The organism is Oxalicibacterium faecigallinarum, from assembly GCF_014635705.1.
Lineage (GTDB): Bacteria > Pseudomonadota > Gammaproteobacteria > Burkholderiales > Burkholderiaceae_D > Oxalicibacterium > Oxalicibacterium faecigallinarum.
Genome location: NZ_BMDI01000001.1, coordinates 1,920,870 through 1,933,258, shown reverse-complemented (window position 1 = coordinate 1,933,258; position 12,389 = coordinate 1,920,870). Strand labels below are relative to the sequence as shown.

At 56.0% G+C, this 12,389-nt stretch carries 15 protein-coding genes; 10 read left to right on the top strand and 5 right to left on the bottom strand.

Features of this window, described 5'->3' with window-relative positions:
- Positions 1 to 93 precede the first annotated feature (93 nt).
- From IEV29_RS09235 to IEV29_RS09225, 3 genes are all read left to right on the top strand, one after another.
- Positions 94 to 1,302, top strand: a complete 1,209-nt coding sequence (locus IEV29_RS09235; protein WP_188380895.1) for an NAD-dependent formate dehydrogenase — start codon at positions 94 to 96, stop codon at positions 1,300 to 1,302.
- Between the two features lie 142 nt (positions 1,303 to 1,444).
- Complete coding sequence (locus IEV29_RS09230) at positions 1,445 to 1,951, top strand: HPP family protein (RefSeq protein ID WP_188380894.1); 507 nt, start codon at positions 1,445 to 1,447, stop codon at positions 1,949 to 1,951.
- 32 nt (positions 1,952 to 1,983) lie between these two features.
- Positions 1,984 to 2,265: a hypothetical protein gene (locus IEV29_RS09225; RefSeq protein ID WP_188380893.1), complete on the top strand. Its 282-nt coding sequence runs from the start codon at positions 1,984 to 1,986 to the stop codon at positions 2,263 to 2,265.
- Positions 2,266 to 2,362: 97 nt separating this feature from the next.
- Here the strand turns inward: IEV29_RS09225 and IEV29_RS09220 are convergent, their stop codons facing one another.
- Positions 2,363 to 2,560, bottom strand: a complete 198-nt coding sequence (locus IEV29_RS09220) for a hypothetical protein (RefSeq protein WP_188380892.1) — start codon at positions 2,558 to 2,560, stop codon at positions 2,363 to 2,365.
- A gap of 401 nt (positions 2,561 to 2,961) precedes the next feature.
- Between IEV29_RS09220 and IEV29_RS09215 the strand changes: the two genes are divergently transcribed.
- Entirely contained in the window at positions 2,962 to 3,186 is a 225-nt protein-coding gene (locus tag IEV29_RS09215) for a hypothetical protein (protein WP_188380891.1), read from the top strand.
- Between the two features lie 93 nt (positions 3,187 to 3,279).
- Here IEV29_RS09215 and IEV29_RS09210 read toward each other — a convergent pair whose 3' ends face one another.
- Together IEV29_RS09210 and IEV29_RS09205 are read right to left on the bottom strand one after the other, a co-directional pair.
- Positions 3,280 to 3,774: an MgtC/SapB family protein gene (locus IEV29_RS09210; RefSeq protein WP_188380890.1), complete on the bottom strand. Its 495-nt coding sequence runs from the start codon at positions 3,772 to 3,774 to the stop codon at positions 3,280 to 3,282.
- A 51-nt stretch (positions 3,775 to 3,825) separates the two neighbouring features.
- On the bottom strand, positions 3,826 to 3,987 hold the full coding sequence (locus IEV29_RS09205; RefSeq protein ID WP_188380889.1) for a hypothetical protein: 162 nt from the start codon (positions 3,985 to 3,987) through the stop codon (positions 3,826 to 3,828).
- Between the two features lie 249 nt (positions 3,988 to 4,236).
- On the opposite strand from IEV29_RS09205, the gene IEV29_RS09200 reads away from it, so the two are divergent.
- Together IEV29_RS09200 and IEV29_RS09195 are read left to right on the top strand one after the other, a co-directional pair.
- Entirely contained in the window at positions 4,237 to 5,238 is a 1,002-nt protein-coding gene (locus tag IEV29_RS09200; protein ID WP_188380888.1) for an LLM class flavin-dependent oxidoreductase, read from the top strand.
- A 26-nt stretch (positions 5,239 to 5,264) separates the two neighbouring features.
- Positions 5,265 to 6,131 (top strand): acyl-CoA thioesterase, encoded by an 867-nt coding sequence (locus IEV29_RS09195; protein WP_229726298.1) that lies wholly within the window; start codon positions 5,265 to 5,267, stop codon positions 6,129 to 6,131.
- Between the two features lie 41 nt (positions 6,132 to 6,172).
- Here IEV29_RS09195 and IEV29_RS09190 read toward each other — a convergent pair whose 3' ends face one another.
- On the bottom strand, positions 6,173 to 6,604 hold the full coding sequence (locus IEV29_RS09190) for a hypothetical protein (RefSeq protein WP_188380887.1): 432 nt from the start codon (positions 6,602 to 6,604) through the stop codon (positions 6,173 to 6,175).
- A 152-nt stretch (positions 6,605 to 6,756) separates the two neighbouring features.
- On the opposite strand from IEV29_RS09190, the gene IEV29_RS09185 reads away from it, so the two are divergent.
- From IEV29_RS09185 to IEV29_RS09175, 3 genes are all read left to right on the top strand, one after another.
- A complete protein-coding gene (locus tag IEV29_RS09185; RefSeq protein WP_188380886.1) occupies positions 6,757 to 7,011 on the top strand; it encodes a DUF2061 domain-containing protein in 255 nt (84 codons plus the stop codon).
- A 100-nt stretch (positions 7,012 to 7,111) separates the two neighbouring features.
- Positions 7,112 to 8,086 carry a D-2-hydroxyacid dehydrogenase family protein gene (locus tag IEV29_RS09180; RefSeq protein WP_188380885.1) on the top strand — a complete coding sequence of 325 codons (975 nt, stop codon included), beginning with the start codon at positions 7,112 to 7,114 and terminating at the stop codon, positions 8,084 to 8,086.
- Positions 8,083 to 8,682, top strand: a complete 600-nt coding sequence (locus IEV29_RS09175; protein ID WP_188380884.1) for an MOSC domain-containing protein — start codon at positions 8,083 to 8,085, stop codon at positions 8,680 to 8,682. Before IEV29_RS09180 ends, IEV29_RS09175 begins: the two co-directional genes overlap by 4 nt.
- On the opposite strand, the gene IEV29_RS09170 is transcribed toward IEV29_RS09175, so the two are convergent.
- Positions 8,639 to 9,424, bottom strand: coding sequence for an L-asparaginase (locus IEV29_RS09170; RefSeq protein ID WP_188380883.1), 786 nt, complete (start codon positions 9,422 to 9,424; stop codon positions 8,639 to 8,641). The genes IEV29_RS09175 and IEV29_RS09170 overlap by 44 nt on opposite strands.
- 312 nt (positions 9,425 to 9,736) lie before the next feature.
- Here IEV29_RS09170 and IEV29_RS09165 point away from each other — a divergent pair, with 312 nt between their 5' ends.
- The gene (locus tag IEV29_RS09165; protein WP_188380882.1) at positions 9,737 to 12,295 is read left to right on the top strand and encodes a chemotaxis protein CheW; all 2,559 of its coding nucleotides are present in this window, start codon (positions 9,737 to 9,739) and stop codon (positions 12,293 to 12,295) included.
- Positions 12,296 to 12,389 lie beyond the last annotated feature (94 nt).

The window sequence follows — 12,389 nt, the reverse complement described above, 5'->3', positions numbered from 1 at the left end:
CTTGCAGAAGAAAAAAGAAAAGGTGGATGCACGTTCGCCATTTTCAGATTGCTGCAGCAAATCATTGCACTCATCCTTAGGAGAACAAGCACCATGGCGAAAGTCCTTTGTGTCCTGTACGACGATCCAGTTACAGGCTATCCAAAAACCTATGCACGCGACGAAGTCGCACAACCGTCGATCTATCCAGATGGCCAAACACTGCCAACACCAAAAGGCATCGACTTCACGCCAGGCCATCTGCTGGGCAGCGTATCGGGTGAACTGGGCCTGCGCAAGTATCTGGAATCGAATGGACACACACTGGTTGTCACCTCGAGCAAAGATGGCGATAACAGCGTGCTGGATAAAGAGCTGGTCGATGCAGAGATCATCATCTCGCAACCATTCTGGCCTGCATACATGACCGCTGAGCGTATTGCTCGCGCCAAAAAACTGAAAATGATCGTGACCGCCGGTATCGGTTCGGATCACACCGATCTGCAAGCAGCCAACAAGCACAACATCACCGTTGCTGAAGTTACCTACTGCAACAGCCACTCGGTTGCAGAACACGTTGTGATGATGATTCTGTCGCAAGTACGTAACTACATCCCTTCGTACAACTGGGTCACCAAAGGCGGCTGGAACATCGCTGACTGCGTATCGCGTTCGTACGATCTGGAAGCCATGAGCGTTGGTACCGTTGCTGCTGGTCGTATCGGCCTGCGCGTGCTGCGTCTGTTGAAACCATTCGACGTCAAGCTGCACTACATGGATCGCCATCGCTTGCCAGCCGATGTGGAAAAAGAACTGAACCTGACCTATCACAGCACGCTGAAGAGCCTGACCAGCGCATGTGATGTCGTCACGCTGAACTGTCCACTGCACCCGGAAACGGAACACATGATCAACGAGCAAACGCTGAAGGACTTCAAGCGTGGCGCGTACATCATCAACACCGCACGCGGCAAACTCTGCGATCGTGATGCCATCGTCAAAGCGCTGCAAAGCGGCCAGCTGGCAGGTTACGCAGGCGATGTATGGTTCCCGCAACCACCACCAGCCGATCATCCATGGCGCACCATGCCGCACCACGGCATGACACCGCACATTTCGGGCACCAGTCTGACGGCGCAAGCGCGTTATGCAGCAGGTACGCGCGAGATCCTCGAATGCTACTTCGAAGGTCGTCCAATCCGTGATGAATACCTGATCGTTCAAGGCGGCAAACTGGCTGGTGTCGGTGCGCACTCCTACAGCGACGGTAATGCAACCGGTGGTTCGGAAGAAGCTGCCAAGTTCAAGGCAGTCAAGCAGTAATCCATCGCAGTTGTATCGTTGTCTCCCCGCTCATGAATGGCCGGTCCGGTCTGGTGAGCGGGACCTTTTCCGGTGCACGTCGTGCGCCGGTTTTTTCCATGCTGATGCCGCATGGGACATACCCTTGATACGTGTTACTTCAATGGCAAACGACAAGAAATTCCTCGAAAGCAGCTTGCCGTTGCCGCCGCGCCCCGCGCTGAGCAACGTACTGCTTTCCGGTTTGGGCGGCTTTGTTGCGATTGCCTTGATTGCACTGCTGGCAGATATCACACAGGCCATCCTGATCCTGGGCTCCTTTGGTGCTTCGTGTGTCATTATTTTCTCGTTGCCCGATAGCCCATTGGCGCAGCCTCGTAATGTCGTTGTCGGCCATTTTCTGAGCAGCCTGATTGGCTTGCTCTATCTCAATGTGCTGGGACCACACTGGTGGACGCTCGCACTGGCCGTCGGCACGGCCATCATCGTCATGATGGCAACGCGTACGGTGCACCCGCCCGCTGGGTCCAATCCGGTGATTGTGTTTCTTGGCATGCCGGGCTGGGGATTCCTGTTATTCCCTACTTTGATTGGGGCCATCTGCCTGATTCTGGTGGCAATGGGTTATAACAACGTGATACGCAAGAAAAAATATCCGCTTTACTGGTAATGACGGATGACAACCTCGGAAGGAGGAGAGACATGTCTGCAATTGAATACAAAGGTTATCGTGTCGCTGTGTCTGCAGCCGTACTGGCGGATGGCGATGAGGCCCGTGATGAATGGGGCGGTGCCTACCGGATCTGGATACCGGGCGCGCGTAAGCCGATAGAAGGCACGATCGACGGTAGCGAGCGTTCGGAAGACGAAGCTGCAATCCGCACGCTGCGTATTGCCAAGGTCGCTATTGATGAAGTGCTGTGCCATCCGGTTGAACAGGCACGCGTCAAGCTCAGTACATTGGGTGATCGTTTTACGCTTTGATGGAACATGCAACCGCTTCACGGTACGAGTTCAGGCAGCGGTATCGACATTCTGCCTTGAAGAGCCGGATGGATAACGATGTAAGTAAAGCGCGCAGTCAGGCGAGTGCTTCCTTTGCGGCTTCTTCCGGTGTCAGACCATCGTAAAACAGATCGGTAAACCATTCGATCTGTTCTTCAATGTGATCCTGTGCTTCCTTGCGGCTAGCGCCACCTTTCACCAAAAACCCCTCGACTTCAATGCACCAGTCAAGAATGGCCTGGGTTTCTTCATCGATTTCTTCTTTCTTGGCCATGCCGTCCTCCTGAGCAAATGTGTTTCGCCAGTGTTGCATGAAAGACCGGTACTGTCGATCAGGTGGACACCGGATAACGAGCCAATGCCCGCTCTAACTGATGATGGTGTGATGGTGGCGTGCAATGTAATACGTGAAGTCGGCAAAGGCACGGCATTCAAGATGCGCCTGCGCAGTGGGCAATGATCTTGCGTGACAAACACGCTTTCATTTCCCGCAAACATATAACTCTTGCAACACATCTGTTTAATCCAGGCATCAGTCTTAAAGGCCGATACGCTTAACTCTGGCCTCGTCCGCTCATTGCACGTTATAATTTTCGCCGGATAAAAATAGGTTTTCTAATTTGTTATCAATCGCTTAGCCGATCAAAGCACGCATTCCGGCGATGGTGGTTGCACATGACGTCTCGTCATCTTGAAAAGGAAGAAGAAGTAATGAGCTCGAAATACTGGAAAAATCGCTGGATCGAAGCACTGGTGCAAAACGGTGTGGAACGTAGTGTTGCTGAAAAAGCCTATGTGGAAACCTACAAGGATGAACCGGCAGACTACGCGAAAAGCCCTGAAATCCAGGCATTTCTGATGGCCAAGGTGCCAGCGTCGCAAGCACGTCAGTCGGCCTGATCAGGTCGCCGCGTCGGCCCTTGCCGGCGCACATTGTCTTGCCGCCAGCGGCGGCAAGACACGTTCCCTCCTCTTTTCCTCTCTGTTGCCGACTTAGCCGGCCAGATCCTTCTTGTGTCTGCTCTCGATCTGACGAAGTACGGCCAGGATGAACAGCGCAAATAGCGTGCTCAGAATAGCGGTCGATTCCCGTCCCATGCCAGCCGCGATGCCGATGGCAGCTGTCATCCAGATGCTGGCTGCGGTTGTCAGTCCCTTGATTTCCTGCGCCTGATTGAGTTTGATGATGGCGCCTGCACCGAGAAAGCCGATGCCGGCAATCACGCCCTGCAATACGCGGCTCAGATCGGCTGGCTGGATACCGGCTTCCAGCGGAACAAGCACGAACAATGCAGAGCCCAGGGCAACCAGCATATGGGTGCGCAAGCCGGCAGAAATGCCGCGTGATTCACGTTCGTAGCCAAGCAGGCCTCCGAGCAGCACGGCAACGCTCATGCGGACACAGACGCGCGTGACTTGCGAGGCATCGCTGATATCGGAAAACTCTGCGCGTATGGTTTGCAGCACTTCCAGCCACCATCCCTCCATGGTCTTGCTCTCCTGTTGTTTTTGCTTTGTTGCCTGCTGGTCGTGTCGGATCTAGCGCTGGTTTGGCGAGGTTGACTGCATCGTCGGTTGCGTGCTGTCCGGTGCGGGCATGACGGTATCGAGTTTCGGCGCAGGCGGCGCCTGCGGTTTGTCACAGCCGCTGAGAATGATGAGCAAAAGAAATGGGGCAAGCAGAATGCGGACGAGCGTCATGGCGACCTCCATCGTGTGAGTGCGTGCAGCGATTGTAGTGAGCGATACGTGTGCTCAACCGTGCTATTTCCAACATAGCAGCGCATTCGCATGATGCAAGAAGGCGGGGGCGTTGCGGCTCGGTCGTAGCAATCTGATGGCGTCCTGCCGGAAGTCGGGTTTCACGCTATGCTTGACAACATGTATGACTAATCCCGCGTGCATGTGACAACGTCCATCCAACGTCAATCACAGGCCGCCATCGCTGCGATGAAACAACTCAAAGATATTCCGTTGTCGGTTCTGGATCTGGCTCCGATTCTGGTGGACGGCACGCCGGCCGATGCCTTCCATCGTTCGCTTGATCTGGCACAGAACGTCGAGCGGCTTGGCTATAACCGCTTCTGGCTGGCCGAGCATCACAGCATGCCCGGTATTGCCAGCGCTGCAACCTCGGTCGTGATCGGTTATGTGGCAGGCGGTACCTCGACCATCCGCGTTGGTTCGGGCGGCATCATGCTGCCCAATCATCCGCCCATGCTGATTGCCGAACAATTCGGTACGCTGGAATCGCTCTACCCGGGACGGATTGATCTAGGTCTGGGACGAGCACCCGGCTCCAATCAGGCGACCGCGCGTGCCTTGCGACGTGATATTGGCGATGACGGTAGCGAGTTTCCACGCCAGCTCAACGAATTGCGTGCGTTCCTGCAACCGGCGGCGGCGCATGCACAGGTGCGTGCCGTGCCGGGAGAAGGCTTGAATATTCCGATCTGGCTGCTTGGCTCCAGCGGCTATAGCGCGCAATTGGCCGGTCATCTGGGTTTGCCGTTTGCGTTTGCTGGTCAGTTTGCGCCGGATTACATGCTGACTGCCTTGCAGTTGTATCGCCATACTTTCCAGCCTTCGGCCGTGCTCGACAAACCATATGCGATGGTCGGCGTCAATGTGTTCGCCGCAGAAAGCGAAGAGCAGGCGCAATATCTGGCGACGTCACAGCAGCAGATGCATCTGAGTCTGGTACGTGGCACGCCAGGCAAATTGCCGCCACCGATCCGCACGATGGAAAACCACTGGTTGCCGCATGAGCAAATTTCGGTGGAATCGATGCTGCGGGCGTCCATCATTGGCGACAAGGATATTGTTCGTTCCGGCTTACAGACCTTCCTTGAAACCACACAGGCCGACGAGATCATCATCAACACCATGATTTACGATCACGGTGCACGCGTGCGTTCGTATGAAATCGTCGCCGATGTCTGGCATGCCTGATCACGACCTCGCTTTTGCCTTCCATCATGTCGACTGCCCTCTACAACACACAGGAAGTTCTGCATCTGCTGAAGATTGAGCAGATCGCCCCCGATCGCTTTATCGGGCAAAGTCACTTCATGGGCAGCCCGAACGTCTTTGGCGGGCAAGCCTTGGGACAGGCGCTGTATGCGGCCGGATTGACGGTGCCGGAACGTCGTCCGCATTCCCTGCATGCGTTGTTCATTTTGCCGGGGGATCATCGCTTGCCGATCGAATACGAAGTCGAGCGCGTGCGTGATGGCGGCACCTTCAGTACCCGACGCGTGGTCGCAACGCAGGAAGGACGTCGCATGTTTGTGATGTCGGCCTCGTTCCAGACGACAGAAGATGGCTTGTCACATCAGAAGGCAGCGCCGCCCCGTCATGATCCGCATACCGTGCCGTCCACGCTCGCGCAATGGCATGACAGCAGCATCAAAACGGGTAGTCCGTTCAACCCCGCACCGGTTGACTTTCGGATCGATCGCGACGCGGTGGCAAAGAGTGCGAATGGCAATCCGGCCTTGAAGCAAGTCTGGACGCGTGCGCCGCAGATTGATGACGATGCGCCTCTGTTGCACGAAAGCCTGTTTGCCTATACGTCGGATTACGGATTGCTGTGGACAGCGCTGCAGCCGCATGATGTTCGCATCACCGATCCGCGCCTGCAGATCGCCAGCCTCGATCACACGATCTGGTTTCATCGTCCGTTCCGCATGGATGACTGGTTGCTGTTTTCAATTGAAAGTCCGAATGCCTCTGGGGGACGAGGCTTGTGCATCGCACACGTCTATACCCAGGATGGCACGCTGGTCGCCACGATCACGCAGGAAGGATTGATCCGTCTGCGCGAAAAACGCGCGGGGGCTTAGCGGTTATCAAACCGGATTGAACGGGCGTGCGCTGCGCGCGCTCAAGATTTTTCCGCTTGCGTGGCGGGCATGATCACCACAACCGCCTCCACAGTCTGCGCAGGCGCATCTTCCCCGGCGGTCGTCAACGTGACGGCAGGTGCGGCAAGCACCTGCAAATGTGCAGGATGACGCCGATCCAGCCACCACACCAACAGCGGCAGCATGAAGAAGCCACCCGGTGCAACAAACAGGACCATGTAAGGACTCAGCTCCACCAGCTTGCGCACGTGTACACGGATACGGCGACGATCAAGTTCGGTCCAGCGATAGCCATTGCGCTGTTTCATCAGCAAGGGCAACAATCCACGCACCTCGTGCATCTCGCGCCACAGGCGAAGTCGCTCGCGGGTTTGCATCGCCCACAGCAGATGTGCCGAATGACGCATAAAGCGCCACGGAACGATGAGGGGAGCGAGGAAACGATGCTGCACGATGGTGTCTCGGTTGTAAGCCTTTTGGATTGATTCTACGCCCGCGCATAGCAAGGCTCTATGCTTATTTTTGAATAAATCAATTAGCCGCAACAAATGAGAATGATTATTCTTTGACTCATTGGACTTCGCAAAATCAAGGAGCAGTCATTATGGTTACCGCAGCAAGAACAGTCAGTCAGGTTGGCATGCATATGGGTGTGGCGTTTGCCGTGATGTACGCCTTCACCGGTTCGCTCGCATTGGGTGGGGTGGCGGCCGTGGTGGAGCCAATCTGCAATGTCGCCTTGTTGCCCTTGCACGACAAATTGTGGGAGCGCATTCGTGCACGCGTTGCAGCACGGCAGGAAGTACGTGCTGCAACCCAGGGTGACGCGTCGCTTTCCTCTTCAACCATGCAGGCCTGATAAGGCGCATACACGTTCGCTGCGTCTGGCGGATAATGCAGGCTGGTTTGTCACCGACAAATCACCTCTTTCCAACAATGACAATGCAGCGGAGTGGTAGATGAAGATTGCGATTCTCGACGACTATCAGGATGTCGTGCGTCGACTTGATTGTTTCTCCATGCTCGACGGGCATGAGGTCAAAGTCTTTACCAATAGTGCGCGCGGTGCCGGACAACTGGCCATTCGCCTTGCACCGTTCGATGCACTGGTACTGATTCGTGAACGTACACCGCTTGCACGTGCCCTGCTTACCCGTTTGCCGAATCTCAAACTGATCGCCCAGACCGGCAAGGTGTCCGGCCACATCGATCTGGTGACCGCGGCCGAATGTGGCATCACGATTACCGAAGGCGTGGGTGATCCTACCGCACCGGCCGAACTGACCTGGGCACTGATCATGAGTGCCATGCGCAAGCTGCCGCATTACATCAACAATCTGAAGGATGGCCTGTGGCAGACCGCATCCATGTCATGGGAGAAGAATACTCTGGGGCGCAGCCTCAAGGGGCGCACGCTGGCAATCTGGGGGTACGGGCGCATCGGCCGGCAGGTCGCCGCGTACGGCAAGGCATTCGGTATGGATGTGTTGATCTGGGGCAGTGAAAGCAGTCAGGCCGCTGCCGTACAGGACGGCATGCGCGTTGCCGACTCGCGCGAAGCATTCTTCGCAGAAGCAGGCGTCCTGAGTCTGCATCTGCGTCTGAATGACCATACGCGCGGCATCGTCACGGCAGAGGATCTGGCGCGCATGAAAGCCGATGCCATCTTTGTCAACACCAGTCGTGCCGAGCTGGTTGCGCCGGATGCGCTGGTGTCTGCCTTGCAGAATGGACATCCGGGCTTTGCTGCGCTCGATGTATTCGAGAGCGAGCCTTTATTGCCCGCCTCCCCGTTGCTGCGGATGGAAAACGTGATTGCGACACCGCATCTGGGTTATGTGGAAAAGGATAGCTATGAGCTGTACTTCCGTAGCGCCTTCCAGAACATTCTCGATTACACGGCAGGCTCACCAAAGAATGTGCTGAAGCCATGACGATCCGGTTACTCAGTGTGAATGTGGCGACTGTCGGCAGTTTGCTGGTCAATGACACAGAGGAAGGTTTTCGTCGTATCCCGAGCGCATACGACAAGCGTGCCGTTGCCGGTGCAGTACAGATTACGCGTACCGGGCTGACTGGGGACGAGCAGGCCAATCGTGATGTACATGGCGGCATCGACAAGGCGGTTTATGCCTATCCCGTGGAGCATTATCCCTACTGGCAGGAACAGCGCCGCATGCATCTGCAACGCGATGATGTCATGCCGCATGGTGCATTCGCAGAAAACCTGACGATTGCGGGTTTGCTGGAAGATCAGGTCTGGATTGGTGATCGCCTGCAGATTGGAGAGGCGCTGCTGGAAGTCACCGAGCCGCGTGAGCCCTGCTTCAAGTTCACCATACGCATGGGTTTTGGCAAGGCTGCCAAGCTGATGCTGCACAGTGGCTATACGGGTTTTTATCTGAAGGTATTGCAGGAAGGTCGTGTGGCCGCCAACGATGCGATCACTCTGATTCCTGGTCCGCGTGAGGAAACGGTCGCGACGTTCAACGCACGGCGTCGGATGGGGCGCCAGCCGGACCTTTTTTAGCATCCGTTTTTGTCTTCGGCAGCAGCGTAGCCGTGGTCGAAGCCAGATGGGTGGCAACCCATAATTTTGCCCAGCCTGGCGGCCATGGCAAGGGTGGTCCTGCATAAGGCGGTACGCCGCGCCGGATCGGAATGATGGGCAGCGAATCGGGAATCGGTCCGTCGTGCTTGTCCCAGCCCAGCGAGAAAGTGTAATCGGGCAGCAGTGCCTCACACACCGTTTCAAACCATAGCGTGTGATCCTCATCACGACCGAGTGCTTGTGCCAGTCCCGTCGGATCAAACTGCGCCAGTGTGCTGGCCAGCTCTTCGGTTGTTTCACCGGGCGAATCGCCCCAACCCATCACCGGATTGAAGATGTAATCGGCTCCCGAGCCATACCAGCCTTCGCGCCACGGACGTTCCATCCAGTTGCGCGGACCGGCAAACAAGTGCCAGCGCCAGTGCAGACCGGACGGTTTGGGCCAGCTGTACAGATACAGGCGCTGATAGCCGGCGCGATGCAGTTGCCGCACCATTCCCATCAGTCGCGCATGCGGCATCGGATCGGGTGGCGTGCGGCGAAACAGAATCGGTTCACCATCGGCATGCTGCACTTCATCCGTTGACAGATTCAGATCCAGCGCCCGCATCTCGTTACCAAACCGTGCGGAAATCCACCCGGTCAGCAAATTGACGGCCGTAATTACGCCATAACCGCGATGGCGATGAAAGATGACGGTGCCGGGAGCAATCGGTTTCATGAATCAACAAATGGGGAATGCAAAGCGACTGATAGTGTAAGCGATTTGTCGTTGCCGGTTGCAAGGCTGAAATCGCTCGCCCTAATTTGGTGCGCTAAAAATCTGAGTGTGCATGGGCAAACCAAAACAACGCAAGAAGGTTACAGAAAACAGGCTAAGTGTGTCTTTTTACGACAGAAATTGATATTTCCATAAGGAAATCAATGGCCTGTTCCTTGCTAATTCCTACTGTAAGCGACGCGTGGTTTACGATGCTGCACTTCCAAGACAAATGCCACGCTGCACCAAAATAACCCTCTTGGAGAAAACGCCATGACCAATCATACCGACCTCCAAATCGATACCTTCTTACCGTATATGCGCGACGTCAGCCGTTGCGAACAGTCCTTGCGGGAACTCAACACCATGTGGCGGATGATCGAAGCCTCCGCCAAGATGAACTGCCCGGTCGAAGCCAAGGCCATCCTGCCGACCATGGCCGCCACGCGCGCCGGCTTCAACCGGCTGGAAGAAGAACTGGTGACCAGTCTGGTCAGCGAAAAAGTCGGCAGTGTACTCGACGAAATCGGTACCAAGGCACAGTACGTCATCGATATCGTCGTGCGTAACCTGTTCGAACGAACGGCCGATGTCGGCTTTCTGGCGACGGATAAGGAGTTGTGTACCTTTGTCGCCGGTCTGCATGAAAACGACGACATGATTCGTGCGCGTCTGCGCGCCTATCGCAACAAGTACACGGTTTACGACGAAATCATTCTGCTTGATACGGCCGGGAACGTGCTGGTGCAGATTGATGAGTCAACGCCGATCGAAGGTACGACCGACTCGCTGCTGGCAGAGACGCTGGCATCCGATACCTATGTCGAAACCTTCCGCGCGACGGATTTACGTCCGGGCAAGAAGGAGGCGCTGATCTATTCACGCCGCATGCATCATCCGGATACCAATGCCGTGGTCGGTGTGCTGTGCCTGTGCTTCAACTTTGAGCACGAGATGGCCGGTATTTTCCAGTCGCATCGGGATCCGGCCTTGCGCTCCAACATGCTGCTGCTGGATGGCCGCAATCGTGTGATCGCCAGTGCGGACCCGCTCTGGATTCCACCAGGTGCCGCGGTGCCGGTCAATCGTGCCGCCAGCCCGCAACTGATGGTCTATGGCGGTCGTGAGTATCTGGTGCGCACCTTCTCCTCGGCAGGTTACCAGGGCTATCCGGGGCCAACCGGGTGGCAGGGTCAGGTCATGATTCCGGTTGAACTGGGATTCTCAGGCAAGATATCGAATGCGCTGACCAAGCTCGATGAGAGAACGGCTGAAGGCCTGTTGTCGCATGCACAGTCATTCTGCCCGCCGCTGTTTGAAATCATGCAAGCGGCAGAAACCATTCGTCGCGTGGTCTGGAACGGTCAGGTCATGACGGCTGGCCAGAACGGCGAGCTGCTCAAACTCAAGACGATTCTGGAACAGATCAGTGAAACCGGCGCTCGGAGCAATGAACTGTTTGCGCAGTCGATCCGTGATCTGTACGAAACGGTATTGTCGGCCAATCTGAGTGATGCCGAATTTGTTTCACACCTGATGGTCGATCTGCTGGATCGCAACTTGTACGAGCGCTCGGATGATTGCCGCTGGTGGGCGCTGACGCCGGAACTGCAAAGCGCGCTGGCCGATCCGCACAAATCGCCGGAGACGCTGGCACGTCTGAACGAAATCCTCGGTTATATCAATTCGCTCTACACCGTCTACACCCGCATCTTCATCTATGACGACGATGGTGTGATTATCGCCAGTACCGACTTCAAGGAAGATGGTCTGGATGTGGTGGGTTCGATGATCGATGAAGAAACGCTGATGCGTGTACGGGGCTTGTCCAATGATCAGCAGTACACCGTCACCCCATTCGAGCCGACAACGCTGTATGGCAATCGTCCGACATACGTGTATCACGCGGCGATCCGTCATCCGGATAACGAGATGCGCATCGTTGGCGGTATCGGCATCGTGTTCGATTCCGAGCCTGAGTTTGCCGCCATGCTCAAAGGCGCGATCGGCGACAAATCGGATGTGAGCGCCCTGTTTGTTGATCGCACGGGCCGCATTATCTCCAGCACGGATGCAACGCGTCCGGTCGGTGATGTTCTCGAGATCGATCCGGCACTGCTGGCCATGAAGAATGGCGAAAGCGCATCGCGCATCGTGATTCACGACGGGCATTACGCGACACTGGGTGCAACGGTTTCGCATGGTTACCGCGAATTCAAGACGTCGGATGGCTACGTGGAAGATGTGATTGCCGTGGTCTACAAGCAGTTTGGTGAAGAACGCCAGCAATCGGCCAACAGCAAGGCCGTCAACACCACGCTCGAGGTGGATCTTGGCGCGCCACCGGGACGCGAATTTGCGACCTTCTTCGTCGATGGTTCGCTGTTCGCACTGGAAGCCGAATATGTTTCCGAAGCCTTGCCGGCATCAGAAGTTTCGCCAATGTCGATGGGCAGTCGTCCGGAACGCATCGGTATCATGGCATTGCGTCACGAAGACGAAGGCAAGCGCTTCGTCTGGGTCTTCGATCTGGGCCATCTGATGCGTGGCTACGAGTCCGAGATCAACAGTGCCAGCCAGGTGGTGATCGTCAAGCGCGGCAACAAGAGCATCGGTTTGCTGGTGAGCGAGTTGCATGGCGTGCCGGAATTCCAGGCATCGCAGATCACGCCAACGCCACTTGCTGCGCCCGACACCGGCATGCTGGTCACCCACGTCATTCAGGCCAATCGCGGTGAGCTGCTGATCCAGGCAGTCAACATCGATCATTTGTTTGCAGTATTGAACAATGAAGAAATTCCGATCGATGCATCCATGAAAATGGCGGCCTGAATCTGCTGAAGAGGTCAAGGCAGGGAACAAACACAGCGGCTGCAGGACAAATGTTCTGCAGCCGCTTTCTTATGCTGTTCTGCTTATGTGCTGA

Coding starts and splice junctions, on each gene's coding strand:
- IEV29_RS09235 (WP_188380895.1), top strand. CDS start 94: ATGGCGAAAGTCCTTTGTGTCCTGTACGACGATCCAGTTACAGGCTAT.
- IEV29_RS09230 (WP_188380894.1), top strand. CDS start 1,445: ATGGCAAACGACAAGAAATTCCTCGAAAGCAGCTTGCCGTTGCCGCCG.
- IEV29_RS09225 (WP_188380893.1), top strand. CDS start 1,984: ATGTCTGCAATTGAATACAAAGGTTATCGTGTCGCTGTGTCTGCAGCC.
- IEV29_RS09220 (WP_188380892.1), bottom strand. CDS start 2,560: ATGGCCAAGAAAGAAGAAATCGATGAAGAAACCCAGGCCATTCTTGAC.
- IEV29_RS09215 (WP_188380891.1), top strand. CDS start 2,962: ATGACGTCTCGTCATCTTGAAAAGGAAGAAGAAGTAATGAGCTCGAAA.
- IEV29_RS09210 (WP_188380890.1), bottom strand. CDS start 3,774: ATGGAGGGATGGTGGCTGGAAGTGCTGCAAACCATACGCGCAGAGTTT.
- IEV29_RS09205 (WP_188380889.1), bottom strand. CDS start 3,987: ATGACGCTCGTCCGCATTCTGCTTGCCCCATTTCTTTTGCTCATCATT.
- IEV29_RS09200 (WP_188380888.1), top strand. CDS start 4,237: ATGAAACAACTCAAAGATATTCCGTTGTCGGTTCTGGATCTGGCTCCG.
- IEV29_RS09195 (WP_229726298.1), top strand. CDS start 5,265: ATGTCGACTGCCCTCTACAACACACAGGAAGTTCTGCATCTGCTGAAG.
- IEV29_RS09185 (WP_188380886.1), top strand. CDS start 6,757: ATGGTTACCGCAGCAAGAACAGTCAGTCAGGTTGGCATGCATATGGGT.
- IEV29_RS09180 (WP_188380885.1), top strand. CDS start 7,112: ATGAAGATTGCGATTCTCGACGACTATCAGGATGTCGTGCGTCGACTT.
- IEV29_RS09175 (WP_188380884.1), top strand. CDS start 8,083: ATGACGATCCGGTTACTCAGTGTGAATGTGGCGACTGTCGGCAGTTTG.
- IEV29_RS09170 (WP_188380883.1), bottom strand. CDS start 9,424: ATGAAACCGATTGCTCCCGGCACCGTCATCTTTCATCGCCATCGCGGT.
- IEV29_RS09165 (WP_188380882.1), top strand. CDS start 9,737: ATGACCAATCATACCGACCTCCAAATCGATACCTTCTTACCGTATATG.